The organism is Enterococcus sp. AZ109, from assembly GCF_051714625.1.
Taxonomy (GTDB): Bacteria; Bacillota; Bacilli; order Lactobacillales; family Enterococcaceae; genus Enterococcus_A.
Genome location: NZ_JBIOSF010000001.1, coordinates 2781138 through 2807772 on the forward strand (window position 1 = coordinate 2781138; position 26635 = coordinate 2807772).

Below are 26635 nucleotides of genomic sequence, written 5' to 3' on the forward strand. Positions count from 1 at the left end.
TCAAATGAAGAAGAATTTGAAATACAATTTGATTTGGCTCGCTTTGATTATTATCGGCTATCTGGCTTTGTACATTAGTTATTCAGCTGGAATGGTCAATCTATTTTTGGATAATATCATCATCCAAATCGGTATCAACATTATTTTAGCTGTTGGCTTGAATTTGATTATTGGTTTTGCTGGGCAGTTCTCATTAGGGCACGCAGGATTTATGGCGATCGGTGCCTATGCGGCAGCCTTGATTTCTATGAGCAATCCCACCTATGCTGGATTTTTCTTAGGTATGGCAGTAGGTGTTGTGATGGCGGGTGTAGTAGCAGTTATTGTCGGAATTCCAACTCTACGCTTAAGCGGCGATTATTTGGCGATTGCAACTTTAGGTGTTGCTGAGATTATTCGGATTTTAATCATTAACATGCGAGACATTACTAACGGACCGACTGGATTGTTTGGTATCTTGCCATTTGTTGATTGGCAGATGGTTTACGGTTTTGTAGCAGTAACAACATTAATTGTTGTAAACTACATTCATTCAGGAGCTGGTCGTGCGACAACTGCGATTCGCGAAGATGAAATTGCTGCTGAATCAATGGGTGTAAATACTACAAAATATAAAGTAATTGCTTTTGCAATTGGTGCCATGACAGCTAGTGTAGCGGGTGCGCTTTACGCTGGTTACTTGCAAACCATCGCGCCAAAAGATTTCGCCTTCACTAAATCAATTGATATTTTGATTATGGTAGTTCTAGGCGGTATCGGCAGCGTGACAGGAAGTTTCATTGCGGCTATTCTTTTAGGGATTATCAATATGTATTTGCAGGACTTTGGTGCCCTACGAATGATTATTTATGCTTTGGCCTTGATTATTTTGATGATCTTCAAGCCAGGCGGTTTATTGGGCACGAAAGAATTGTCTGTGAAGAAACTCTTCAATAAGTTTAAAAAAGGAGATGACCAAAATGCCTCTATTGGAAATTAAAGATTTAACCAAAAATTTCGGTGGGCTGGCGGCTGTCTCTAATGTAAATATGCAGCTGGACGACAATCAGCTAATTGGCTTAATCGGTCCTAATGGTGCGGGTAAAACGACTCTCTTTAACTTAATCACTGGTGTATATGAACCTAGCGAAGGTGAAGTGCTGTTGGAAGATAATGGACAAGCGGTTCTTTTAAATGGAAAAAAACCGTATAAGATTGCTGATTTAGGTTTGGGACGAACTTTTCAAAATATTCGTTTATTCAAAGATTTAACGGTCTTAGATAATGTGCTAATTGCTATGAATAGCAAAAATAGCGAGAACTTCTTCTCAAGTGTTTTACGCCTACCTAGTTTTTACAAAAAGGAAGAAGAATTAAGAAAAGAAGCGATGGAGCTATTAGCAATTTTCGACCTGCAAGGTAAAGCTGACAATTTAGCCCGCAATTTGCCTTACGGGGAACAGCGTCGCTTAGAAATCGTTCGCGCCTTAGCTACTCATCCGAAGATTTTATTCTTAGATGAACCAGCAGCGGGGATGAACCCGCAGGAAACGGCTGAACTGACTGAATTAATTCGTAAAGTCCAAAAAGAATTCCAAATTACGATTCTTTTGATTGAACATGATATGAACTTAGTTATGGAAGTATGCGAACGTATCTATGTACTAGAGTACGGCCGGGTACTAGCAGAAGGTACACCTGAGGAAATCAAATCCAATCCAGAGGTAATCAAAGCGTATCTTGGAGGTGACCTATAATGCTGAAAATCGAAAATCTATCTGTGCATTATGGCGTGATTCAAGCCGTCCGTGATGTTAATTTTGAAGTAAACGAAGGCGAAATTGTTTCCTTAATCGGAGCCAATGGTGCTGGAAAAACAACAATCCTGCGGACAATTTCTGGATTAATCCAGCCTTCTGGTGGTAAAATTACTTTTGAAGGTGAAGAAATTCAAAAGCGTCAACCGCAAAAAATCGTTGCTAAAGGAATCTCTCAAGTTCCGGAAGGCCGCCATGTTTTTCCTGGTTTAACCGTGCAAGAAAACTTGGAAATGGGCGCTTTCTTGCGCAAAGACGGCAACCTAAGTGAAGAATATGAAGCGATCTTCCAAAAATTCCCAATCTTGAAGGAACGTCGCGGACAAGATGCAGCTACGCTGTCTGGCGGCGAACAGCAAATGCTGGCAATGGGCCGGGCTTTAATGTCTAAACCGCGCTTGCTGTTGCTGGACGAGCCTTCTATGGGGTTAGCACCAATCTTTATTAAAGAGATCTTTAACATCATCCGTGAAATTCAACAACAAGGCACCACCGTCTTATTGATTGAGCAAAACGCCAAAATGGCTTTGTCGATTGCTAATCGCGGTTATGTGCTGGAAACAGGTAAAGTCGTTTTACAAGGTACGGGTGAAGAACTCTTGGCTAGTGACGAAGTGAAGAAAGCATACTTAGGAGGATAAAAATGAGCGTAAAAGATTTTATGTCCGCTAATTTAGTTGTGGTTGATCCAAAAACCAAGATTTTTGATGCAGTGGATTTAATGAAGCAGCACGATATTCATCGTCTGCCAGTCGTAGAAAACAACAAATTGGTAGGCTTGATCACTGAAGGAACCATCCAAGAAGCGTTGCCGTCAAAAGCTACTTCTTTAAGTGTTTATGAAGCAAACTACTTGTTGAATAAAACCGTGGTCGCTGATGTAATGATCAAGGATGTTAAAACGATCCATCCAGAGGCTCAGCTAGAAGATGCGGTCTATGCGATGCGTGAAAACAATATTGCGGTATTGCCGGTGTTGGACAATGACCAAATCGTAGGAATTATTACGAATAATGATATTTTCGATGCCTTCTTGAAGTTAGCAGGCTATCATGATGGAGGCAGCCGCATTCAGGTTCGCATTCAGCAGGATAAGAAGGGTGTATTAGCAGAAATTGCTAAAGTCTTGGCAGATAATGACTACAGCATTCTGACTGTGATTATTGACCATGTAGATGGTGCTGCAATCGTCGAACTGCAAATGCAAGCGAAGGAACCAGAAAAAATTAAAGCTTTGTTGGAACAAGCTGGGTTTAATGTGACGGCAGCTGTTTTAACGAATCCATAAATCACCTAGGGCTAAACCACCAGAAGTTTATTGTTGAACGACTGCTGGTTCAGTCCCTTTGTTTTCATGATTAGGATATGCTACAATGGATTTCGCGAGGTGAAAATAATGGCTAAAAAGAACAAAGACATTCAAGTACAAATTCAAGAAGCTCAAAAACTAGTGAACGGAAAAAATATCGAAGTCGTTCAAGTGATTATCGGTAAAAAAACAATTGGTGAGTTAATTCCTGATGGAAAAAACTTTCAAATGTTCGCTGATGGTAATTCTTTAGGTGCTGCAAGATCCCTAGATGACGGGATTGAGGCAGTTATTCGTAATTGGAATCTTCACGATTAAAAAAATGAAGAAAAGTACTTGCATTTTTTTTTAAAATTCGGTATTATAACTGAGTCGGGTTTTTAAGAAACCTTTCGAAGAATGCAAGTTCTATTATTTGAAGTTGTATTAAATATGGAGGAGTAGCGAAGTGGCTAAACGCGACGGACTGTAAATCCGTTCCTTAGGGTTCAGTGGTTCGAATCCACTCTCCTCCACCATTGGGGTATAGCCAAGCGGTAAGGCAAGGGACTTTGACTCCCTCATGCGTTGGTTCGAATCCAGCTACCCCAGTATTTTTAGTCAGACAATTGTGTCTGGCTATTTTTTTGTCACTCCTACTTTTCGCAGTTTGTCAGAAGCGCAGGCATTTCCCTAATGTGCCACCTAGATAGAGATCGTAATGTTTAGCATAATGGTATGCGTAAGAGAATGAACTTGATTTTTGGCGGGTTTAGAAAAATCAATTCCCCAAAAAGGAGCCAGCTGACACTCATACTTCTCGCAGTTGTTCTAACTGCAGATTATCATAGACTCTGAATTCTTCCTCAGTCTTTCTAAATTTCAATCAATCTCCAGGCTTTAATCGCAAAAATATAGTAGAATAATCATAGAGAGTATATCTCGTACAATTATTCTTCAAATGTTATAGGAGGCGATTATATGGAAAGAGCGAAACGGGTTAAAGAAATGGTGACCGAAACTGCTGAACGAGTATACGACTTGCTTAAAGATAATCAAGTGGAAGTTTCTGTCGATACTAAAGATAAAAAAGGGGTAAAGGTACGTAAAATGCGTCCAACCCAGCACACAATCAAATGGAAAGCTAAAAATCATTAATAAAAAGTGTCGAATACCGATTACGGCGTTCGACACTTTTTATTAATGTTCGATTTCAATTCCTAAAATCGTCAAATGTCCGTTGCCAACTAATTTCACAACTAATTTTGCTAAATGATCGGCAGGCATTTGCGTATCGCTGGTGATCCACCAATGCAAAGTACCGACAAAAATAGAAGTCATGTATTCTAAAATAAAATCCATTGGAACTTCAATATCATTTTCAGTAATCTTCAAACGGTTGAAAATATGAGCATACTTTTCGTCTAGGATTTCCTCGATTTGTTTGCGCAGCATTTCGTTGGCTGAACCGTCCATAATGGTTAAAAAGAATTTTCGATTTTCTTGAATTCGTTTGTAGATATTTGTCAATACGATTTCGATTTGTTTAACTTTCAGACGATTTCCTTGAACAATTTGATCTGGATCCAGTACAGAAGCAAATGCTTCAACTGCATTGCGGAATATAAAATCGTATAAATCTTGTTTGTCTTTGAAGTGTGCATAAAAGGTTGCTCGATTAATCATTGCTTCATCAGCAATCTCCTGAACTGTGATGTGTTCATACCCTTTTTGTTCGACTAAGTGGACAAAAGCTTCAACAATCATCTTATGAGTGCGCTTTACTCGTAAATCTAATTTTTTCGCCATGGAATTTCCTTTCATTTTTAACGACATGTTACAGTTAATTGTTGCTTAACTCACGAATCTGTAAGTTTTGGTTGTTGCTTTCTCATGAAAATCTTTTTAGAATATACGTGAGTAGTATAACAAACACGATGTAAGATAATCAACATGTGTCGTAAAATAAAGAAGGTAGGAAATAAGAATGACATTACGCGCCGGGATCGATGTTGGCTCAACAACAGTTAAGCTGGTCGTCCTAGATGAAGAGAATCGGAGCTTGTTTTCAAAATATGAGCGTCATTTTTCCGATGTGAAAACTGCGACAGAACGTGTGCTACGGGAAGCACAATCAATTGTGAAGCAGCGCCCACTTACAATGAACATTACTGGTTCTGGTGGTATGGGTTTGGCTGATGTGTTGAGGATACCCTTTGTACAGGAAGTAATAGCTTGTACACGCACAGTTGAAGAAGTGATCCCACAAACCGATGTAGCAATTGAACTAGGCGGAGAAGACGCAAAAATCACGTTTTTTGAAGGTGCCTTGGAACAACGGATGAATGGAAGTTGTGCTGGCGGAACAGGAGCTTTTATTGATCAGATGGCTTCTTTATTGAAGACTGATGCAAACGGAGTAAATGAATTAGCCAAAAACTACAAGACGCTTTATCCAATTGCTTCTCGTTGTGGTGTATTTGCTAAGACGGATGTTCAGCCTCTAATTAACGAAGGTGCAGCTAAGGAAGATATAGCAGCTAGTATTTTTCAAGCTGTTGTCAATCAGACAATTGCTGGATTAGCTGCGGGACGAAAAATTAAAGGAAATATTGCTTTTTTAGGTGGTCCTTTATATTTTATGTCAGAGCTTCGTAAGAGATTCATTGAAACATTGGACATCGCACCAGAAAATGTCGTTTTTCCGGAAAATCCACAGTTATTTGTTGCAATGGGAGCAGCATTTTATTCAGAAGATGCTGAAGCAACGACACTGGAAGTGTTGATTGATTATTTAACTACGGCTGAGGAAGGGCATCTGGCACCATCAGATACACTAGAACCTTTATTTAAAGAGGAAGCGGATTTGAAAGCTTTTCGAAAGCGACATAATCAAGCACAAGCTGAGGAAAAGGATTTACAGCAACATAAAGGGGCAGCCTTTTTAGGAATTGATGCTGGCTCTACTACAACAAAAGTAACGTTAATTGATGATAGTGGCCGTTTAATGTATTCTTTTTATGGAAATAATCAAGGACAGCCATTAGAAACAACTATGACTGTTTTGAAAGACTTGTATCAAAAACTACCTGAGGGTGTTTTCATTGGAAAAGCAGCCGTGACCGGTTATGGAGAACAATTGATTCAAAATGCTTTGAAGGTGGATATTGGTGAAGTAGAGACGATGGCACATTACAAAGCGGCCAACCATTTCCAACCAGGCGTTGATTTTATTTTAGACATTGGTGGTCAAGACATGAAAGCGATGACTATAAAAGATGGCGCTTTGTCTTCAATCCAATTAAATGAAGCGTGCTCTTCCGGTTGTGGTTCATTTATTGAAACCTTTGCTAAGTCATTGAACTATAAAGTAGAAGATTTTGCTCAAGCAGCTGTAAAATCACATGCACCAGTTGATTTAGGGTCTCGTTGTACCGTCTTCATGAACTCAAAAGTAAAACAAGTTCAAAAAGAAGGTGCTTCTGTAGGCGACATTTCTGCAGGACTTTCTTACTCAGTTATTAAAAATGCTATTTATAAAGTAATCAAAGTTCGTCGGCCAGAAGAGCTGGGAGCAAAAATTGTTTGTCAGGGTGGTACTTTCTACAACGAAGCTGTATTACGGGCTTTCGAAGTAGTCACAGGGCGTGAAGTAGTCCGTCCATCGATTGCTGGTCTAATGGGCGCTTATGGAGCTGCTTTAATCGCATTAGAAAACTACGAAGTCGGTGAGATAAGTAAAACCCTCTCTTTAGCTGAATTAGACAGCTTTACTGCGGAAAAAGAATTTACTCATTGCGGATTGTGCGAAAACAACTGCATGATGACGGTGACAATTTTCTCTGATGGTCGTGAGTTTATTACAGGGAATCGCTGTGAACGCGGTGCGCGAATTAAAATTAAGCGCGAAGACCGGAAAGTGAACCTAATTGATTACAAATATCGACGATTGTTCAAGTATCGCCCTCTACGAAAAAAAGATGTCACAAGAGGGACAGTTGGAATTCCAAGAGTCTTGAACATGTATGAAAATTATCCGTTATGGCATACTTTCTTTACTGATTTAGGTTTCCGGGTCGAATTGTCTCCTCGTTCCAACAAAGAATTGTATGAACAAGGGATGGAAACTATTCCTAGTGACACCGCCTGCTATCCGGCTAAAATCGCTCATGGACACATTCAAGCCTTGATTAATCAAGGAACTCCAATGATCTTCTATCCTGGTGTCGTTTTTGAACGAGAAGAATCAAAGAATGCGGACAATCATTTCAATTGCCCAATTGTTCAGAGCTATCCAGATGTTATTCGCAATAATGTGGATGATATCCGTGAAGGCAAAGTAGACTATCGTAATCCTTATCTAAACTTGGCTAACGAAGCTTCAGTTGCTAAAGTATTGAGTCGTACGTTCAAAGATTTAGGAATCAGCGAATCAGAAATTACGGAAGCTTTGCATCATGGCTATGAAGAATTAGAAGCGTTCAAACAAGATATTCGGACAAAAGGTGAAGAAACCTTAATGATGCTGAATCAAACAGGACAACGCGGTGTTGTACTGTCAGGCCGCCCGTATCACTTGGATCCTGAAATCAATCATGGAATTGCTGACGTTATTACGCAAGAAGGTTTCCATGTGTTGACAGAGGACAGTGTGTCTCACTTAAGCGATGTCGGTAACTTACGGGTAGTAAACCAGTGGGTGTATCACTCTCGCTTGTATGCGGCTGCTCGGGTTGTTGCTAAGAGTAAAAATCTAGAATTAGTACAACTGAACTCCTTTGGCTGCGGTCTAGATGCAGTGACGACAGATCAAGTGGAAGAAATCATGGATCAGTATGGTAAAATTTACACGGTATTAAAAATTGATGAAGGTTCTAACTTAGGAGCGATCCGCATTCGCCTACGTTCGTTGAAGGCAGCAGTGAATGAACGAGTTAAATCAAACTATGAGCCTGTCCAACGTTTTGAAGAACCGGCTAAAATTATGTTTACCAAGGATATGCGTAAAAAGCATACGTTACTGTTACCAATGCTAAGTCCTATTCATCAAAGTGGATTGTTCGATGTTGCTTTAGAAGCTTCTGGCTACAACGTTGTCTGTCTGCCAGCAATGGATCGTGAAGCAGTAAATGTTGGGTTGAAATACGTAAATAATGATGCCTGTTATCCAGCCATTATTTCAATTGGTCAATTAGTAGAAGCATTACAAAGTGGCGAATACGATTTAAACAACGTGAGTGTAATGATGAGCCAAACGGGTGGTGGTTGTCGAGCAACTAACTACATTCCGCTGTTGCGTAAAGCACTAGCAGATGCAGGATTTGGACACGTACCAGTAGTCTCTGTTTCGTTAGGAAATAAAGGCGTTGAATCTAATCCAGGATTCAAATTCACATTGCCAATGATTAAACGAGCAGTTGTAGCGATTCTATATGGTGATCTATTCGAGCGGGTAGTTTATCGTACGCGTCCTTATGAATTGGAAAAAGGTCAAATTGATGCACTCCATGAAGAATGGTTGAAGAAAGTGGAAGGGAATGTCCGCAACGGTTCTTTGACTCAATTCAATCGGAATATGAAAAAGATCATCAAAGATTTCGATACGATTCCTATTTCTGATGAAGTGAAACCTAAAGTCGGTGTCGTTGGCGAAATCTTAGTGAAATATTCACCGACTGCTAACAATGATATCGTTCGTTTGTTAGAAGAAGAGGGAGCTGAAGCAGTTGTCCCAGATTTAGTCGGTTTCATGAACTATTCCTTGTATAACCAAATTTGGAAGTACGATAATATGGGTATGCCGAAGAAAAACAAGAATATGGCTGAATTTGTTATTAAACTGATTGAAGTGGTTGAAAAGCCGATGGACAAAGCATTGCGTGGGTCTAAGCGTTTTACCGGCATTCACTCTATTTATCAGTTGGCTGAAGATGCCAGCAAAATTCTTTCCATTGGTAACCACACAGGTGAAGGCTGGTTCTTAACTGGTGAGATGATTGATTTATTGAAAAATGGTGTGAATAATATTGTCTGCATGCAGCCTTTTGGATGTTTACCTAACCACGTAGTTGGTAAAGGAGTAATTAAAGAGTTGCGGCATCAATATCCAAAATCAAATATCGCAGCAATTGATTATGACCCAGGTGTATCCATCGTTAACCAGTTAAATCGGATTCGTTTAATGATGGCAACTGCCAATAAAATGTTGAACGAAGAAAAGGTAAAACTATAGAAATAGCAGCGTTTAAGAAGGTAGATCATTTTTTCGCAAAATGGTCTACCTTTTTTTATTGTGAATGAGGTATATACCAGTTATAATAGAGAAAAAAAGAGGAGCGATCAAAATGGCTAGTCAAATACCCGTTTATATTCAAATACATGATCAATTAAAAGATGAAATTGAAAAAGGTGTTTGGAAAATTGGCGATCGTTTGCCGTCTGAACGAGAATTATCAGTAAAATTTGGGGTCAGTCGAATGACCTTGCGACAAGCCATTCAAACCTTGGCAGATGAAGGGATATTGGAACGGAAAATCGGGTCCGGTACTTATGTAGCCAATGAAAAAGTACAAGAGAAAATGAGTGGGACGACTAGTTTTACTGATATTATGGAATCACAAAACCGCAAACCCTCTAGTAAAACGATTTCCTTTTTCTATTCGCCAGCGAGCTCCAGCGAAGCAGAAAATCTAGGATTAGCAAAGGGCGATCAAATTCTGCGAATGGAACGGATTCGTTACGCGGACAATATTCCAATCTGTTTTGAAGTAGCCAGTATTCCAGCAAAGATCGTCAAAGGGTTTAGTAAAGAAGAAATTACTGATTCTTTTTACCATACATTGAAACAAAAAGGCATGGAGATTGGTCGAGCGAATCAAACAGTGTCTGCCATTTTAGCATCTGAACAGATTGCTGAGTACTTGGAAGTCAAACGTGGAGACGCTGTTTTACGTTTACGACAAATTTCTTACTTAGCTGATGGTCGTCCGTTTGAGTATGTGCGAACTCAATATGTCGGCAATCGTTTTGAATTTTATTTGGAAAAATAAGTGGCTGTGACATAAACTGTCACAGCCACTGAAAACCGCATAATCGGTTTAACTGAAAGCAGCTATCTTCGGAGTAGTCGGCTTATTTCTCGGAGCTGAACACTGCTGTTATAATCTCTTTACCGGTTGTTCAAAATAAGCGATTTTACCACTATCAAAGTTGACCTGTCCGTTTAGCAAATCAGTGATCTGGGCTTCGAATTCTGCTTTTTTAGGCTCATCAATCATGCATGTTACGATCACTTGATCAGTAAATTGAGTGTCTTTGACAGCTATCTGTTGGTTTTCAATGAAGTTTTCCATTTTGCCCCAATTCCCATAACTGAGGGTGACTATAATTTCTTGCTGCAGTCGACCTTCAACGATTCCTGTTTCTCGAATCCCGTGGGCGACGGCACCAGAATAAGCGCGGATTAGCCCTCCAGCACCTAGCTTAATACCGCCAAAGTAGCGGGTAACAACTGCGGCAACGTTGATTAATTCATTTTTCTTCAATACTTCCAGCATAGGCACACCGGCTGTTCCACTAGGCTCGCCATCGTCACTAGTTCGCTGAATTTCTTGACGGTCACCTAACACATAGGCGCTACAATTATGATTAGCTTTCCAGTGCTCTTTTTTAACCAGTTGGATGAAAGTCTTTGCTTCGTCTTCAGAAGTTACCCGTTTTAAAGAACAAATGAACTGCGATTTTTTGATTTCGGTTTCATGAATACTGTCTTGTTGAATCGTTCGATAACTTTGTAACATTTTATCACCTCAACGTATAGTATAGGGGAAACCCTGAAAAAAAGAAATGGATCACCAATAAGGAGGGATAAATAATGGCTCGAACCAAGAAATACGATGGAATCACTCATTACTTGAAAAATAATGGTGGTTCCCAAGTCACTTTAACCTTTACTCAATATGATGAGTTGTTGTTTCCCAGCAGTGGACTTCCTAAGACTGCCAGAGAGGATTTAGATTGGTGGGCAAATGATTATCGTCATCCCGAAAAAGGTGCCTACGGCTGGTTAAATGCGGGTTACGAAGCCGTTCATGTGAATCTCGCAAAAGAATATGTGGTCTTTAATCGGCTAGTGAAATCAAATTGGCTATTTAAAAGTGAGCGAAAATAAAATTCGTTCGCTTTTTTTTACGTATCTTTTATCAGAGGTGAGGCTAATGAAAGAATACGAAGGTCAACGATTATTAAAAAGTGAATGGGAAGCTTTTTACCCAATGGTTAATTTGACTAAAGCTAAAAAAATTCCAGCAATGATCAAAGAAGATGCGATTGTTATTTGTGAGCGTTGTGGTAGCAAGTCCCAAGAACAGGTACCGGCTGGTTTCTATTACTGTCCAGAATGCATTAGTTTAGGTCGAATTACTAGCAGCCAGTACTTATATACGTTTCCTTTGACACGATTATCCAAACGCAGTGTCTCTTGTCAGTGGAAGGGAAACTTGTCACCTGCTCAAAAAGAAATTGCAGATCAACTAGTTTTGGGACAGCCACAAGCTGAAACATTTTTGATTTGGGCAGTTACTGGTGCAGGAAAAACGGAGATTCTTTATCCGTTAATTCAGCACTGTTTATCTCAAGGAAAGCGAATTGCGGTCACATCACCACGAGTAGATGTTTGTAATGAATTACATCTGCGCTTTACCCAATCCTTTCAGCAAGAAAAAATAAGTTTGTACCATGGCAGTAAACGTTTGGATATAGGAAACCAATGGATTGTTTGTACAATTCATCAGTTATATAGATACTATCAAACATTTGACTTAATTATTTTGGATGAAGTAGATGCATTTCCTTATGCCAACAATCCTTTTTTAGAACAAGCGATTGTGCGTGCTAAGCAACCACATGGAACAATCGTTTATTTAAGTGCAACTCCTTCAAAAAAACTTCAACGGTCAGTGGATCGCAGCTATCGTTTACCAGCTCGCTACCATCGCCGCCCGCTCCCAGTGCCTAGAGTTGTGCTGAACTTATCGTTAAAAAAGAAGTTACGACAGAATAAGTTGCCCAGCAAAATTATCAAGGAAGTAGTTCGTCTTTTAGAGCTAAATAATGTGTTAGTATTTTGTCCTAGTATTCACCTTTTAGAAGTCATTGCTCAACAACTACTGGCTAAATATCCGCAGCTCAAACTAACCACTGTGTTTGCTAACGATGAAGAACGCTTAGTAAAGGTTGAAAATATGCGTGACAGTAAATATCAAGTGCTGATTACTACCACTATTTTGGAACGAGGCGTTACTTTTGAAGGTGTATCAGTCATGATTTTAGATGCTTCACATCGCGTATTTAACAAGGCAGCTTTGGTTCAAATAGCAGGAAGAGCAGACCGAAAGGGACCATTTCGCAAAGCAGAGGTTTGCTTTGTAACTAGTGAATGGACGAAAATAATCAAACAAGCAGTTAAGGAAATTAAAGAAAATAACCAATTAGCAATGAAGGCGGGGTTGCTGGATGAAATGTAGTATTTGTCACAGTGAAATTATTGAAACATTATCGTTGATTGAGTGGTTCATTACACCCACTGTTTTATGTTTTCGTTGTCAAAAAAAATTTCATCGGCTAAATAAAGCAAAGACTTGTCCCGGTTGCGGAAGAGAAAATACAGGAGAGCTTTGTCAAGACTGTCAGCAATGGCAGGAAAGTCAGGGATATACACTAAAAAATACGGCATTATTTTCCTATAATGAGGGTTTTCAGGAATGGATTGAAGCATACAAGTTTAAAGGAGATTATCGTTTACGGTCAGTGATTGCTAGAGAATTAAAAAAAGAGATACGAAAATATCCTGATTACTTAATAAGTCCGATTCCGCTGTCAAATGAACGGTTTGCTCAACGAGGTTTTAATCAAGTTATTGGCTGTCTCGAAGTTACGGGAAAAAGTTATAATTGTTTATTGCAAAGGAAGATAGATGGACAACCACAATCAATGAAGTCACGAGTAGAGCGATTGAAAATGCCACAGCCTTATAAATTAAAAGTTGATGATAGTAAAATTAGAGGTAGAAAAGTCCTACTTATTGATGATGTTTATACAACTGGTCGAACTTTGTTTCACGCGGCAGAAATTTTATATGAAAAAGGCGCTGAAACAGTGAAAAGCTTGACTTTTGCTAGATGAAACAATCTTATTTTAGACAAAAAAATGATAGCGATTTACTTTGCAAAAGGATTAGAGTTGGTTATAATAGAGATAAGAAGTGGGGCGAAGAGTGGTCCTTCCCCGTATCTTCAGTTGGTAGACGAAAGGGGCAATTTGTATGTTTAGATATAACGTTCGAGGAGAAAACATCGAAGTTACTGAAGCAATTCGTGATTATGTAGAGAAGAAAGTGGGGAAATTAGAACGCTACTTCACAGATGTGCCCGATGCAACTGCACACGTGAATCTAAAAGTTTACACTGAAAAAACTGCAAAAGTTGAAGTAACGATTCCACTTCCTTACTTGGTGCTACGTGCGGAAGAAACTTCACCAGATTTGTATGCAAGTATTGATTTGGTTGTGGATAAATTAGAACGTCAAATCCGTAAATTTAAAACAAAAATCAACCGTAAAGCACGTGAAACTTCTTTACCAACCCGTGAAGTGGTAGTAGAGTTGAATGAGGATGAAGCGGAAGAAACTTCAGAATTAGAAATCGTGCGTACAAAACGTCTTTCTTTAAAACCAATGGGCAGCGAAGAAGCCGTATTACAAATGAATATGTTAGGACACAACTTCTTCATCTTTGAAGATGCTGAAACGAATGGTACTAGCATTGTTTACCGTCGGAAAGATGGTAAATATGGTTTAATTGAAACTGACTAATTAAAAAAATGGGCCCTTAGCTTAAGCTAAGGGTCCTTTATTTTGAGAAAATTTAATATCATGAGCAGTTTTTTTAGACTAAAAATTCTACGGGAAGCCGTTTAGAATGCTGTTTTTGTGCTAAAATTCCGAAAGTAAGTATTATTTTTTGTAAAGTTATTCTTTTTATTTCTGGGAGAAGTTTCTTTTCTAAGGTACTAATGATAAAATAGACTAGCAGATTTATAGACAAATCAATGAGAGCACAAAGGAGTAAGAAAAACGAATGGCAAACTTTCTAAGAAAGATGATCGAGAATGATAAAAAAGAACTGAAGCGATTAGCTGGCATCGCAAACCAAGTCGAAAGTCATGCCGAAGCTATGGCAAAACTTTCTGATGAAGAGCTTCGAGCAAAAACAGATGAGTTTAAAGTACGCTATAAAAATGGTGAAACTCTAGATGAATTATTACCAGAGGCTTTCGCAGTAGTTCGTGAAGCTGCAAAGCGAGTACTAGGATTATACCCGTATCATGTCCAATTAATGGGTGGAGTTGTTCTTCATGATGGAAACATACCTGAAATGAAGACAGGTGAAGGAAAAACACTAACAGCTACGATGCCAGTCTATTTGAATGCTCTAACTGGCGAAGGTGTTCACGTAGTTACCGTTAATGAATATCTAGCGACTCGGGACTCCACTGAGATGGGAGACCTTTATAATTTCTTAGGTTTAAGCGTTGGCTTAAATGTCAATTCAAAAACTGCTGACGAAAAACGGGAAGCATACGCTTGTGATATCACTTATAGTACTAATAATGAGCTAGGATTTGACTATTTAAGAGATAACATGGTTGTTTATCGCAGCCAAATGGTTCAACGACCATTAAACTATGCGATTGTTGATGAAGTTGACTCTATTTTAATCGATGAAGCTAGAACACCATTGATAATTTCTGGAGCTGCTGAGAAATCAACTGCTCTATACACTCGTACAGACAATTTTATTAAACGCCTGCAAGAAGATGAGGATTACAAGATCGATATCCAATCAAAAACGATTGGTTTAACCGAACAAGGAATCGAAAAAGCAGAAGCGAACTTTGGCTTGGAGAACTTATATGATTTAGAAAATACAGCCTTGACTCACCATTTAGATCAAGCATTGCGCGCTAATTATATTATGCTTCGTGACATTGACTACGTAGTTCAAGAAGGTAAAGTATTAATTGTTGACCAATTTACTGGACGAATTATGGATGGGCGTCGCTATTCTGATGGCTTGCATCAGGCGATTGAAGCCAAAGAAGGCGTTGAAATTGAAGACGAAACTAAAACAATGGCGACTATTACATTCCAGAACTATTTCCGGATGTATAAAAAACTTTCTGGAATGACAGGTACGGCTAAAACTGAAGAAGAAGAATTTCGTGAAATCTACAATATTGAAGTTATTCAAATCCCAACGAATCAGCCAGTTATTCGAGAAGACCATGCTGATTTATTATACCCGACTTTAGAAAGTAAGTTTAAAGCAGTTGTCCAAGATATCAAAGAACGCCACCGGAAAGGTCAGCCAATTCTTGTTGGTACAGTAGCGGTAGAAACTTCTGAATTATTGTCAAACATGCTAAATAAAGAAAAAATTCCTCACGAAGTGCTAAATGCCAAAAATCACTTCAAAGAAGCTGAGATTATTATGAACGCTGGGCAAAAGGGAGCAGTGACAATCGCAACCAATATGGCCGGTCGAGGGACAGATATCAAGTTAGGGCTAGGTGTTGTTGAATTAGGTGGACTTGCTGTTATTGGTACTGAACGTCACGAATCACGTCGTATTGATAATCAGCTCCGAGGACGTTCGGGGCGTCAAGGAGATCCCGGGGTTTCACAATTTTACTTGTCTCTGGAAGATGATTTAATGAAACGTTTTGGCTCTGAACGAATCAAAGCTTTCTTAGATCGTATGAAAGTTGAAGATGAAGATGCTGTGATCCAAAGTAAAATGTTCACTAAACAAGTAGAGTCTGCCCAGAAACGGGTTGAAGGAAACAACTATGATACACGTAAAAATGTCTTACAGTACGATGATGTAATGCGTGAGCAGAGGGAAGTTATCTATAAACAACGCCAAGACGTAATTATGGAGGATAAAGACCTTTCACCACAATTATTAAATATGGTACGTCGAACAATTTCACGAGTGGTTGATGGTCATACTCAATTAGAAAAAGACAATTGGAATCTAGAAAGTATTGTTGATTTTGCTGGAAATGCTTTAGTTCATGAGGACTCAATTTCTATGGCAGACTTAACAGAGAAAACACCAGAAGAAATGAAGGACTTATTGTTCGCACGTGCAAAAGAAGTTTTTGAAGCGAAGGCGTCGCAGTTGCATAGTCCTGAACAGTTACTAGAGTTTGAAAAAGTTGTTATTCTACGTGTGGTAGATACTAAGTGGACAGATCACATTGATGCAATGGATCAGTTGCGTCAATCCATTGGACTACGAGCTTATGGTCAAAACAATCCGTTAGTTGAATACCAAACTGAAGGATATACCATGTTTGAAGATATGGTTGGAGCGATTGAATATGAAGTTACTCGTTTGTTCATGAAAGCCGAAATCCGTCAAAATGTTCAACGAGAACAAGTTGCTGAACCACAGGAAACCCATCCTGTCGAAGTAGACGGCGATCCAAAAAATTTAACCAGCGTGAAGAAAATGCCGGCAAAAGTTACTAAAGTCGGAAGAAATGACCCATGTCCATGCGGTAGCGGGAAAAAATATAAAAACTGCCACGGTAAGGGAGAATAATTTTAAATCCTAACTATCGGACGGGACATAGTAGCTAAAAAGCTATGTCTCGTCTTTCTATGTTAAGTGATCCAAAAAGAAAGAAGGAATAATTTTGGAAAACGCAGAGATCAGAAATCTATTGGATACAATCCATGAACAAGTAAACAGCTTTAGGGGGTCTCTTTGACCTAGATCGGTTAGAAGAAGATATTGCTGAAGCTGAGCATCAAATGGCAGATCCATCTTTTTGGGATGATTCTGAGAAAGCGCAAGAACTAATTAACAAGAATAATTTAGAAAAAGAGACATTTACTAAATTTAATAGCATGGAAGATGAAGCAGAAGAATTAAATTTAATGGTAGAAATGCAACAAGAAGAATACGATCCAGAATTACAGACAGAGTTAGAAAGTCGATTGCTCCAATTAAAGGACCAAGTAGCAAGCTTCGAACTATCCATGCTACTGGATGCACCTTACGATAAAAATAATGTAATTCTGGAACTTCATCCTGGTGCAGGTGGTACTGAGTCGCAGGATTGGGGCTCAATGTTGTTAAGGATGTATACTCGTTGGGCTGAGCAACATGGGTTTAATGTCGAAACGCTAGATTACCAAGCAGGAGATGAAGCTGGAATTAAAAGCGTTTCGTTAATGATCAAAGGGCTCAATGCTTACGGTTACTTAAAATCGGAAAAAGGGGTTCACCGCTTAGTGCGGATTTCGCCTTTTGATTCTGCTAATCGCCGACACACTTCTTTTTGTTCGGTAGATGTTATGCCTGAATTAGATGGTACGATAGAAGTAGATATCAATCCGGATGATTTAAAGGTAGATGTTTATCGAGCTAGTGGTGCAGGTGGTCAGCATATTAATAAAACTTCTTCAGCAGTCCGGATCACTCACTTGCCTACTGGAACAGTTGTAGCCAGTCAAGCGCAGCGTTCCCAATTTCATAACCGTGAAACAGCCATGACAATGTTAAAAGCTAAACTTTATCAACTGGAAATGGATAAAAAGGAACAAGAAGCATTGGCATTGCGAGGGGAACAGATGGATATTAGCTGGGGCTCGCAAATTCGTTCATATGTTTTCCATCCTTACTCAATGGTTAAGGATCATCGAACAAATTATGAAACTGGTAACGTGCAAGCAGTTATGGATGGAGATCTAGATCCGTTTATCGACGCTTATCTAAAGTGGCATCTAGGTCAAAGCAACTAAGTCAAATGAAATCTAATTGTAAACTACTGAAAGCCTGTTGCAATGTTTCCGTGCTATAATAGCTAAGAATTTAAGAGGATATGGAGAGATTACCCATGATTGAAATGCAAGATGTGGTGAAAAAGTATCCCAATAAGACGACGGCGGTTCGTGGTCTTACGGTCAATATTGATCAAGGGGAGTTTGTTTACGTTGTTGGCCCCTCTGGGAGTGGAAAATCAACCTTTATAAAACTGATGTATCGAGAAGAAAAAGCAACATCCGGTAAGAAGTTAGAGGTTGCTGGGCATAATTTACTAAAAATTAAGAATCGAGATGTTCCTTATTTACGTCGGGATGTGGGTGTAGTGTTTCAGGATTTCAAATTGCTGCCACGTAAAACTGTTTATGAAAATGTTGCTTATGCTATGCAAGTTATTGGACGCAAACCAAGAGATATCAAAAAACGTGTAATGGAAGTTTTAGACTTAGTCGGTTTGAAACATAAGGTACGGGTTTTTCCAAATGAATTATCAGGCGGGGAACAACAGCGAGTATCGATTGCGCGAGCAATTGTAAATACGCCTAAAGTTCTGATTGCTGATGAACCAACAGGAAACCTTGATCCAGAGACTTCTTGGGATATCATGAAGCTATTGGAACGTATAAATGCACAAGGAACTACGATTGTGATGGCTACACATAACAAAACTATTGTAGACACAATGCGACATCGTTTAATTGCAATTGAAAATGGTTTGATTGTTCGAGACGAAGCGGGAGGAGAATACGAATTCGATGATTAGAAATTTCTTCCGACATTTGTTGGAAAGTATGAAAAGCTTAAAGCGTAATGGCTGGATGACTTTAGCCTCTGTAAGTGCGGTTACCATCACTTTAACGCTAGCTGGTATCTTTCTGGCAATTATTATGAATGCAACGAAATTAGCACAAGATGTTGAAGGCAACGTTGATGTGACTGTATTTGTGGATATAGGTACTACAGAAGATGATTTAAAAGAATTGAAAACAGAATTGGCTGATATCAATCATGTAGAGAAAGTACAATTTTCCAGTAAAGAAGAGCAGTTGAAAAAGATACAAACTGCTTTAGGAGATGCTTGGGACCTATTTGAAGGTGATAATAATCCACTGTACGATGTCTACGTTGTGAGTGCAACAGATTCTCAGTATATTTCACAGGTAGCCGATCAAGCTAGCGAACTGTCCAATGTCAACCGAGCAGATTATGGTGGGAATTCGGCGGATCGGATTATTACTATGGCAGGTGTAGTTAGAACTTGGGGATTGGCTGCGGCGGCTTTGCTTATCTTTGTAGCAATCTTTTTAATCTCCAATACGATTCGAATTACCATCATTTCTCGTAAGCGGGAAATTCAAATTATGCGCTTAGTGGGAGCTAAAAATGGATACATTCGTTGGCCATTCTTTTTAGAAGGCGGCTGGATCGGTCTTATTGGTTCAATCATCCCAATTCTAATTTTGACTTATGGTTACCAGCAAGTTTATGAATTAGCTGCGCCATATTTGCTACAGTCTAATTTGAATTTACTAACACCAAATAGTATTGTTTGGAAGTTGGATATCTTGATGGCTGTTGGCGGGTATTTGATCGGTTCATTAGGTTCGATCATCTCAATGCGTCGTTTCTTAAAAATTTAAACTAGTAAAAGTGTTGGCGTTTCTCTACGCCAACACTTTTCTTTTATTCATTTTTAGCGAAGAATGTACAAACAAACTGAATTTTTTTTATTTACATTCGGTACCTTCTTCGCTATCCTTTAAAGGAAGGAGTTGGAAGTAGTGAGCTTTTTTCTAGGAAATATGGGACTTATTTTTCTAATTGTGAATACAATTTTATCACTGATCATTGTTTTTCGGGAACGTAAAGATACAGTAACTACTTGGGCATGGTTGTTGATCCTAACTTTCCTTCCTGTGGTTGGTTTTGTCATGTACATTTTTCTAGGCAAAGGAATCTCAAAAGAGCGAATTTTTGATTTAAAAATGCAAACAAAAATTGGTATGAATGTTGAAATTGAGCAGCAACAGCGAGCACTAGCTCGGGGTCTTTTTCCCAAACCATCGACCAATCAAGTTGATCCGAAGCAATTAATTTACATGCTGACAATGTTTGAAAGTTCACTTTACACGACGAATAATGAGGTTACATTATATACTGATGGTAGGGAGAAATTTGATGCTTTATTAGAAGATATCCAGCAAGCGACATTACATGTCCATATGGAGTATTATATATATAGAAGTGATGCGTTAGGGATCGAAGTTCGTGATGCACTGACTGAGGCAGCTAAACGGGGAGTTAAAGTTCGTTTACTGCTTGACGCTTGGGGATCTACTCAAGTCAATCGCAAATTTTTTGCACCCTTGCTAGAAGCAGGTGGTGAGGTAGAATTTTTCTTCCCATTGTTTGTTCCTTATCTAAATCCACGCATGAACTACCGCAATCACCGTAAAATTGTTGTAATTGATGGTAAAATTGGTTATACGGGTGGTTTTAATGTTGGTGATGAATATTTAGGTTTAGTAGAAAAATTTGGTTACTGGCGAGACAATCATATCCGTGTCTATGGAGATATTGTTTATTCCTTGCAAAACCGTTTCTTGATGGATTGGAATTCCCAGCATAAAAATGAAGTGCTGTATGAACCGATCTACTTTCCAGAAATTGAGTCTGAGGGTCGTTGTGCTTTACAAATTGTTACTAGTGGTCCTGATAGTGAACATGAGCAAATTAAAATGACCTATTTGAAGATGATCAACTTGGCCAAGAAAGAAATCTTGATTCAAACACCGTACTATATTCCTGATGATTCTATTCACGAGGCGTTAAAATCAGCATTGCTTTCAGGAGTAAAGGTGCGAATACAGATACCTAATAAGCCTGATCATATTTTAGTTTATTGGGCAACCTATTCCTTTGCGGCAGAACTACTGGAATATGGTGCAATTATTGAAACGTACGAGAATGGCTTTATCCATGCGAAAACTATGATTATTGATGAAGGGATCGTTTCTATTGGCTCTGCTAATATAGATGTACGATCATTCCAGTTAGATTTTGAAGTGAATACAGTTATTTATGATAGTCAAATTGCAAAAAAAGTCCGAGATGCTTTTTTTAGAGATTCTGAATTATCTGAAGTATTAACCCAAGAACGTTATGCTCAACGTGGTTTGATAATTAAATTTAAGGAAGGAATCGCCCGATTAATTTCACCACTGTTATAAAAAATACCTCTTGCTCTTTAAAAAGAAAATGGTACAATAAACAAGCTTATTTTTATTAAAAGGAGAATCCTCATGAAAAAATGGTTACTGCCCCTCTTAGGGACTGTACTTTTATTATCTGGCTGTTCAAAATGGATTGATCGTGGAGAATCAATTACAGCGGTAGGCTCTTCAGCACTACAGCCATTAGTCGAAACGGTTGCTGAAGAATACCAAAGCGAAAACCCTGGAAAGTTTGTTAATGTTCAAGGTGGCGGTAGTGGAACTGGCTTGAGTCAAGTTCAATCTGGTGCAGTAGAAATTGGTAATTCAGATGTTTTTGCTGAAGAAAAAAGTGGGATTGATGCTGCCAATCTAACTGATCATAAGGTTGCAGTAGTTGGAATTACACCTATTGTAAACAAAGATGTTGGGGTTACTGATATTTCGTTAGAAAATCTTCGTAAAATATTTTTAGGTGAGATTACTAATTGGCAAGAAGTTGGTGGAACGAATGAAGATATTGTTATTTTGAACCGAGCATCAGGTAGTGGTACGCGTGCTACTTTTGAAAAATGGGTTTTAGACGGACAAACAGCTATTCGAGCACAGGAGCAAGATTCCAGCGGCATGGTTCGGCAAATTGTTGCGGATACTCCCGGCGCAATTAGTTACACAGCATTTTCTTATGTGAGTGATGATGTGCAGACATTGAAGATTGATGGGATTGAACCAACAGATGAGAATGTTACTGAAAATAAATGGCAGATCTGGGCTTATGAGCATATGTATACGAAAGGAACACCAAGTGAATTAAGTGCTGAATTTTTAGAATATATTCAGTCAGCAGCAATTCAAGAACGCGTAGTTCCTCAATTAGGCTATATTCCGATTTCTTCCATGAAAGTCGAGCGAGACTGGCAAGGCAATATCATAAACTGAGGCACTCTGCCTCAGTTTTTTATTTGCTGAAAATCTTGCTATTATTTATACAATAATAAATCCGAGGGCACTATTTTTGAAAAATAGTTGATAATTAGGGTTTGACAGTCACAAGCGTAATTACTTCAAGTATCCAAAAAAGTAGGCTAAAATTATGTGAAAGCATAATTTTCATTCGTATTTACACAATCTTTACAATTGTCATCTAAGCTTCACACAAGGTTCAACAGAAATTGACGTTCAACTTGTAAAATGAATTCGTTAGATTAACGTATAGGAGGAATATCCTTGGAAAATGAAGAAGTGAAAAAGGCGCTCACCACTAAATCAAAAAGAGCGCGCATTGAACAACGAGGACGCTTAATCAGTTTTATCTGTATTGCGTTGATTGTATTTGTAGTAGGTGCTATTTTCTATTTTGTTGCCAGCAAAGGGTTGGCTACATTTTTTGTAGATAAAATTAATGTGTTAGATTTTTTATTTGGAACAACTTGGAATCCTAGTGCTGTTGGGCCAGATGGTCAGCCAATGGTAGGTGCGTTACCGCTGATCGTTGGGTCATTTATTGTAACTTTTCTATCAGCGATTGTGGCGACGCCATTTGCTATCGGGGCGGCAGTCTTTATGACTGAAATATCGCCGAATAAAGGACAAAAATTTTTACAGCCAGTAATCGAATTACTAGTAGGTATTCCGTCAGTCGTCTACGGATTCATTGGTCTGTCAGTCATTGTTCCGATGGTCCGTTCCGTATTTGGCGGAACTGGGTTTGGTATTTTATCTGGAACATTTGTACTATTTGTTATGATTTTACCTACTGTAACGACTATGACGGTGGATACATTAAAATCTGTTCCACGTTATTATCGTGAAGCATCCTTGGCATTAGGCGGTACACGCTGGCAAACAATTTACAAAGTGGTACTGCGGGCTGCGATTCCAGGAATCTTAACTGCTGTCGTATTTGGTATGGCACGGGCATTTGGTGAAGCTTTAGCGATTCAAATGGTTATTGGTAACGCAGCTTTGATGCCAACTAGCTTGACCACACCAGCTTCAACTTTAACATCGATTTTAACAATGGGAATTGGGAACACAATCATGGGAACTGTCGAGAATAATGTTCTGTGGTCACTAGCCTTGATTCTGTTGTTCATGTCGTTAGTCTTTAATATCCTGATTCGTTACATTGGTAAAAAAGGAGAGATGAAGAATGGATAAAGCAAAACGTGCGGATAAGATTGCTACAGCTGTCTTATATGTAATCTCTGGTTTAATTGTTTGTATTTTAGCTTTTCTATTATTATATATTTTGATTCGTGGCTTACCGCATATCTCATTGGAATTTTTAACCTCACCTTCTAAAGCTTATCAAGAAGGCGGCGGAATTGGAATCCAACTGTTTAACTCAATTTTCCTGCTGTTTATCACGATGCTGATTAGCTTTCCAATTTCTTTAGGAGCAGGTATTTACTTATCTGAATATGCTAAAGACAATTGGGTAACTGGTGTAATTCGTACATCTATTGAAATTTTGAGTTCGTTACCATCTGTGGTAGTTGGTTTGTTTGGTTTCTTAGTTTTTGTTATTCAGTTTGGCTATGGCTTTTCGATTTTGTCCGGGGCTTTGGCACTGACATTGTTCAATCTTCCATTGCTGACGCGAAATATTGAAGAGTCACTGCGAGCAATTCATTATACACAGCGTGAAGCTGGACTAGCTTTAGGCTTATCCAGATGGGAAACTGTAACAAAAATTGTTGTTCCTGATGCTTCACCAGGAATTTTAACAGGGATTATTTTGAGTTCGGGGCGTATTTTCGGTGAAGCAGCTGCCTTGATATACACAGCTGGCCAAAGTGCACCAGCTTTAGACTTTACTAATTGGAATCCGCTAAGTGTTTCTAGTCCCATCAGTATTTTCCGCCAAGCAGAAACATTGGCGGTTCATATTTGGAAAATCAACACTGAAGGTACTATGCCAGACGGCGCCAGTGTTTCTGCAGGAGCATCAGCGGTCTTAATTATTGCAGTATTATTGTTTAACTTTGGCGCACGAGCGATTGGCAAGCGTCTGCACAAAAAGATGACTTCAGCATAAGGAGAATTCGATGAAAGAATATAATTGGGAAGAACGCAACATTATCCATATGCCTGGAGATGTTATTCTTCATACAGAGGACATGCACGTTTTCTATGGTGAAAACGAAGCAATCAAAGGTGTCAACTTAGAATTTGAAAAGAATAAAATTACAGCTTTAATTGGACCTTCTGGCTGTGGAAAGTCGACTTACTTACGTTCTTTAAACCGTATGAACGATGGCATCAGCAGTGCTAGCGTTACCGGGAAAATTATGTACAAAGGCGTAGATATTAATGCTGCTAACATCGATGTATATGAAATGCGCAAACGAATTGGTATGGTGTTTCAACGGCCAAACCCTTTTAGTAAATCAATTCGTGAGAATATTACCTTTGCCCTAAAGCAGCACGGGGAGAAAGACAAGCATAAATTAGAAGAAATGGTTGAGACCAGTTTAAAACAAGCTGCTCTATGGGACCAAGTGAAAGATAACTTGGATAAGAGTGCTTTGGCTTTATCTGGAGGTCAGCAGCAACGTTTGTGCATTGCTCGCGCCATCGCAATGAAACCTGATATCTTGCTGCTGGATGAACCAGCTAGTGCGTTAGATCCTATTTCGACTGGTACGGTAGAAGAAACTTTAACGCAGCTAAAAGATGACTATACGATCATTATTGTTACTCATAATATGCAACAAGCTGCGCGTATTAGTGATTACACTGCATTCTTCTATTTAGGTCATGTGATTGAGTATGATGAAACACGCAAAATCTTCACCCGACCAAAAATCCAAGCCACCGAAGATTATGTTTCTGGGCACTTTGGTTAAGAGACGGAGGAAAACAAATGTCGAAGATTATTACTTCCAAAGACCTTCACCTTTATTACGGGAAAAAAGAGGCCTTAAAGGGAATTGATTTATCTTTTAATGAAAATGAAATTACAGCGATGATCGGACCTTCTGGTTGTGGGAAATCAACTTACTTACGTTGTTTGAACCGTATGAATGATTTGATTCCTGATGTTACTATTACCGGCAGTGTCGTTTACAAAGATCGAGATATTTATAGTCCAAAAACAGATACTGTCGAATTGCGTAAACAAATCGGAATGGTATTTCAGCAACCAAATCCGTTTCCTTTTTCCATTTACGAAAACATTGTTTATGGGTTAAAATTAAAAGGTGAAAAAGATAAAGCAAAATTGGATCAGGTTGTAGAAGAAAGTTTAAAAGCGGCCTCTGTTTGGAATGATGTGAAGGATAAACTGCATCAAAGTGCCTTGTCTTTATCAGGTGGTCAGCAACAGCGGGTATGTATTGCTCGGGTTTTAGCAGTTAATCCAGAAATTATTTTAATGGATGAACCAACGAGTGCGCTTGATCCAGTTTCAACTGGTAAAATTGAGAATATGTTATTAGAGTTAAAAGAACGATATACTATTATTATTGTAACGCATAATATGTCGCAAGCTTCACGAATTTCAGACAAGACGGCTTTCTTCTTGCAGGGAGAACTGATCGAGTTTGATAAGACGAAGAAAATCTTTTTAGATCCTGCCAAAAAAGAGACTGAGGACTATATCTCTGGTAAATTTGGTTAAAAATACAATTAAGGAGGGAAATAATGCTACGTACACAATTTGAAGAAGATTTGTTGAATTTGCATAACCAGTTTTATGAAATGGGGATGGCTGTTTCCAGTGCTGTCCACAAATCCGTCCGTTCATATATTGACCACGATAAAAATCTAGCGCAAGAAGTTATTGACAAGGACATCTTGATCAATGATATGGAAGTAAGACTAGAAAAGAAAAGCTTTGAAATGATTGCTTTACAGCAGCCAGTAACGACGGATCTACGTACAATTATTACGATCATGAAAGCTAGCTCTGACTTGGAACGGATGGGAGACCATGCTGTTTCTGTAGCAAAATCAACAATTCGTTTAAAAGGAATGCCGCGCATTTTAGAAGTAGAAGAAGTAATCTCAGAAATGTCTGATTACGTGAAAAAAATGGTAGATAACGTATTAATTGCTTACGTAAAAACTGATGAAAAAGATGCTCGGATGATCGCAAAAATGGATGAGCGAGTAAATGAGTATTTTAAGCAAATCTACAAAATGACGACTGATACAATGGAAAAACAATCGGAAACCATTATTAGTGGAACGGACTACTTAAATGTGGCTAGCTATCTAGAACGGATTGGCGACTATGTTACTAATATTTGCGAATGGATTGTTTATCTAGCTTCCGGCAAAATTACTGAATTGAATAGTAATCGCGACGAACAATTTTAATGTGAAAACACGGCTCAGGTCGTGTTTTTTTATAGGAAACGTCCAAAAGTTTACAGTTACTACCGATGTCGGACTTCAAAAACTAACTCAGACATACGAAAATTTGGTGAAATTCGAGGA

General features: G+C 38.8%; 25 protein-coding genes and 2 tRNA genes. 25 read left to right on the forward strand and 2 right to left on the reverse strand.

Annotated elements, in window-relative coordinates; all coding sequences use genetic code 11:
- Positions 1–4 precede the first annotated feature (4 nt).
- The 8 genes from IGI42_RS13685 to IGI42_RS13720 all read left to right on the forward strand — a co-directional run bounded on the left by IGI42_RS13685 (position 5) and on the right by IGI42_RS13720 (position 4242).
- A complete protein-coding gene (locus tag IGI42_RS13685) occupies positions 5–979 on the forward strand; it encodes a branched-chain amino acid ABC transporter permease (protein WP_207674497.1) in 975 nt (324 codons plus the stop codon).
- Positions 960–1736, forward strand: a complete 777-nt coding sequence (locus IGI42_RS13690) for an ABC transporter ATP-binding protein (RefSeq protein ID WP_438716419.1) — start codon at positions 960–962, stop codon at positions 1734–1736. Before IGI42_RS13685 ends, IGI42_RS13690 begins: the two co-directional genes overlap by 20 nt.
- Complete coding sequence (locus IGI42_RS13695; RefSeq protein ID WP_207674499.1) at positions 1736–2437, forward strand: ABC transporter ATP-binding protein; 702 nt, start codon at positions 1736–1738, stop codon at positions 2435–2437. Before IGI42_RS13690 ends, IGI42_RS13695 begins: the two co-directional genes overlap by 1 nt.
- A 2-nt stretch (positions 2438–2439) precedes the next feature.
- On the forward strand, positions 2440–3084 hold the full coding sequence (locus IGI42_RS13700; protein WP_438716421.1) for a CBS and ACT domain-containing protein: 645 nt from the start codon (positions 2440–2442) through the stop codon (positions 3082–3084).
- 108 nt (positions 3085–3192) lie between these two features.
- On the forward strand, positions 3193–3423 hold the full coding sequence (locus tag IGI42_RS13705; protein ID WP_438716422.1) for a DUF2969 domain-containing protein: 231 nt from the start codon (positions 3193–3195) through the stop codon (positions 3421–3423).
- A gap of 116 nt (positions 3424–3539) precedes the next feature.
- Positions 3540–3623, forward strand: a tRNA-Tyr gene (locus IGI42_RS13710).
- Between the two features lies 1 nt (position 3624).
- Positions 3625–3696: transfer RNA gene (locus tag IGI42_RS13715), tRNA-Gln, on the forward strand.
- A 369-nt stretch (positions 3697–4065) separates the two neighbouring features.
- Positions 4066–4242, forward strand: a complete 177-nt coding sequence (locus IGI42_RS13720; RefSeq protein ID WP_438716423.1) for a hypothetical protein — start codon at positions 4066–4068, stop codon at positions 4240–4242.
- A gap of 42 nt (positions 4243–4284) precedes the next feature.
- Here the strand turns inward: IGI42_RS13720 and IGI42_RS13725 are convergent, their stop codons facing one another.
- Positions 4285–4893, reverse strand: coding sequence for a TetR/AcrR family transcriptional regulator (locus tag IGI42_RS13725; protein WP_438716424.1), 609 nt, complete (start codon positions 4891–4893; stop codon positions 4285–4287).
- A 178-nt stretch (positions 4894–5071) separates the two neighbouring features.
- Between IGI42_RS13725 and IGI42_RS13730 the strand changes: the two genes are divergently transcribed.
- Both IGI42_RS13730 and phnF read left to right on the forward strand, forming a co-directional pair.
- Positions 5072–9316, forward strand: coding sequence for an acyl-CoA dehydratase activase-related protein (locus tag IGI42_RS13730; protein ID WP_438716426.1), 4245 nt, complete (start codon positions 5072–5074; stop codon positions 9314–9316).
- A gap of 112 nt (positions 9317–9428) precedes the next feature.
- Entirely contained in the window at positions 9429–10133 is a 705-nt protein-coding gene (gene phnF / locus IGI42_RS13735; RefSeq protein WP_438716427.1) for a phosphonate metabolism transcriptional regulator PhnF, read from the forward strand.
- 108 nt (positions 10134–10241) lie between these two features.
- On the opposite strand, the gene IGI42_RS13740 is transcribed toward phnF, so the two are convergent.
- Positions 10242–10883, reverse strand: coding sequence for a YigZ family protein (locus tag IGI42_RS13740; protein WP_438716428.1), 642 nt, complete (start codon positions 10881–10883; stop codon positions 10242–10244).
- 74 nt (positions 10884–10957) lie between these two features.
- Here IGI42_RS13740 and IGI42_RS13745 point away from each other — a divergent pair, with 74 nt between their 5' ends.
- From IGI42_RS13745 to phoU, 15 genes are all read left to right on the forward strand, one after another.
- Positions 10958–11254 (forward strand): DUF7662 domain-containing protein, encoded by a 297-nt coding sequence (locus IGI42_RS13745; RefSeq protein WP_438716429.1) that lies wholly within the window; start codon positions 10958–10960, stop codon positions 11252–11254.
- A gap of 46 nt (positions 11255–11300) precedes the next feature.
- Positions 11301–12608, forward strand: a complete 1308-nt coding sequence (locus tag IGI42_RS13750) for a DEAD/DEAH box helicase (RefSeq protein WP_438716430.1) — start codon at positions 11301–11303, stop codon at positions 12606–12608.
- Entirely contained in the window at positions 12598–13266 is a 669-nt protein-coding gene (locus IGI42_RS13755) for a ComF family protein (protein ID WP_438716431.1), read from the forward strand. Before IGI42_RS13750 ends, IGI42_RS13755 begins: the two co-directional genes overlap by 11 nt.
- A 139-nt stretch (positions 13267–13405) precedes the next feature.
- Positions 13406–13954 (forward strand): ribosome hibernation-promoting factor, HPF/YfiA family, encoded by a 549-nt coding sequence (gene hpf / locus IGI42_RS13760; protein ID WP_438716432.1) that lies wholly within the window; start codon positions 13406–13408, stop codon positions 13952–13954.
- A 265-nt stretch (positions 13955–14219) separates the two neighbouring features.
- The gene (gene secA, locus IGI42_RS13765; RefSeq protein WP_438716433.1) at positions 14220–16751 is read left to right on the forward strand and encodes a preprotein translocase subunit SecA; all 2532 of its coding nucleotides are present in this window, start codon (positions 14220–14222) and stop codon (positions 16749–16751) included.
- Between the two features lie 94 nt (positions 16752–16845).
- Positions 16846–17956 (forward strand): peptide chain release factor 2 gene (prfB, locus tag IGI42_RS13770; protein ID WP_438716434.1). Its coding sequence is split into 2 segments (ribosomal slippage): positions 16846–16917 and positions 16919–17956, totalling 1110 coding nucleotides; the frame shifts between segments, so codons are not numbered across the junction.
- A gap of 95 nt (positions 17957–18051) precedes the next feature.
- The gene (gene ftsE / locus IGI42_RS13775) at positions 18052–18741 is read left to right on the forward strand and encodes a cell division ATP-binding protein FtsE (protein ID WP_438716435.1); all 690 of its coding nucleotides are present in this window, start codon (positions 18052–18054) and stop codon (positions 18739–18741) included.
- The gene (gene ftsX / locus IGI42_RS13780) at positions 18734–19618 is read left to right on the forward strand and encodes a permease-like cell division protein FtsX (protein ID WP_438716436.1); all 885 of its coding nucleotides are present in this window, start codon (positions 18734–18736) and stop codon (positions 19616–19618) included. The genes ftsE and ftsX overlap by 8 nt, the downstream gene beginning before the upstream one ends.
- A 162-nt stretch (positions 19619–19780) precedes the next feature.
- Positions 19781–21208 (forward strand): cardiolipin synthase, encoded by a 1428-nt coding sequence (gene cls, locus IGI42_RS13785; protein WP_438717050.1) that lies wholly within the window; start codon positions 19781–19783, stop codon positions 21206–21208.
- Positions 21209–21280: 72 nt separating this feature from the next.
- Positions 21281–22129 carry a phosphate ABC transporter substrate-binding protein PstS gene (locus tag IGI42_RS13790; protein WP_438716437.1) on the forward strand — a complete coding sequence of 283 codons (849 nt, stop codon included), beginning with the start codon at positions 21281–21283 and terminating at the stop codon, positions 22127–22129.
- Positions 22130–22417: 288 nt separating this feature from the next.
- Positions 22418–23350, forward strand: a complete 933-nt coding sequence (gene pstC, locus IGI42_RS13795) for a phosphate ABC transporter permease subunit PstC (protein ID WP_438716438.1) — start codon at positions 22418–22420, stop codon at positions 23348–23350.
- Positions 23343–24230, forward strand: a complete 888-nt coding sequence (gene pstA / locus IGI42_RS13800) for a phosphate ABC transporter permease PstA (protein WP_438716439.1) — start codon at positions 23343–23345, stop codon at positions 24228–24230. Before pstC ends, pstA begins: the two co-directional genes overlap by 8 nt.
- A gap of 10 nt (positions 24231–24240) precedes the next feature.
- A complete protein-coding gene (pstB, locus tag IGI42_RS13805; RefSeq protein ID WP_438716440.1) occupies positions 24241–25041 on the forward strand; it encodes a phosphate ABC transporter ATP-binding protein PstB in 801 nt (266 codons plus the stop codon).
- Between the two features lie 17 nt (positions 25042–25058).
- Positions 25059–25814: a phosphate ABC transporter ATP-binding protein PstB gene (gene pstB, locus IGI42_RS13810; protein WP_438716441.1), complete on the forward strand. Its 756-nt coding sequence runs from the start codon at positions 25059–25061 to the stop codon at positions 25812–25814.
- A 23-nt stretch (positions 25815–25837) separates the two neighbouring features.
- On the forward strand, positions 25838–26515 hold the full coding sequence (phoU, locus tag IGI42_RS13815) for a phosphate signaling complex protein PhoU (protein ID WP_438716442.1): 678 nt from the start codon (positions 25838–25840) through the stop codon (positions 26513–26515).
- Positions 26516–26635: the final 120 nt, after the last annotated feature.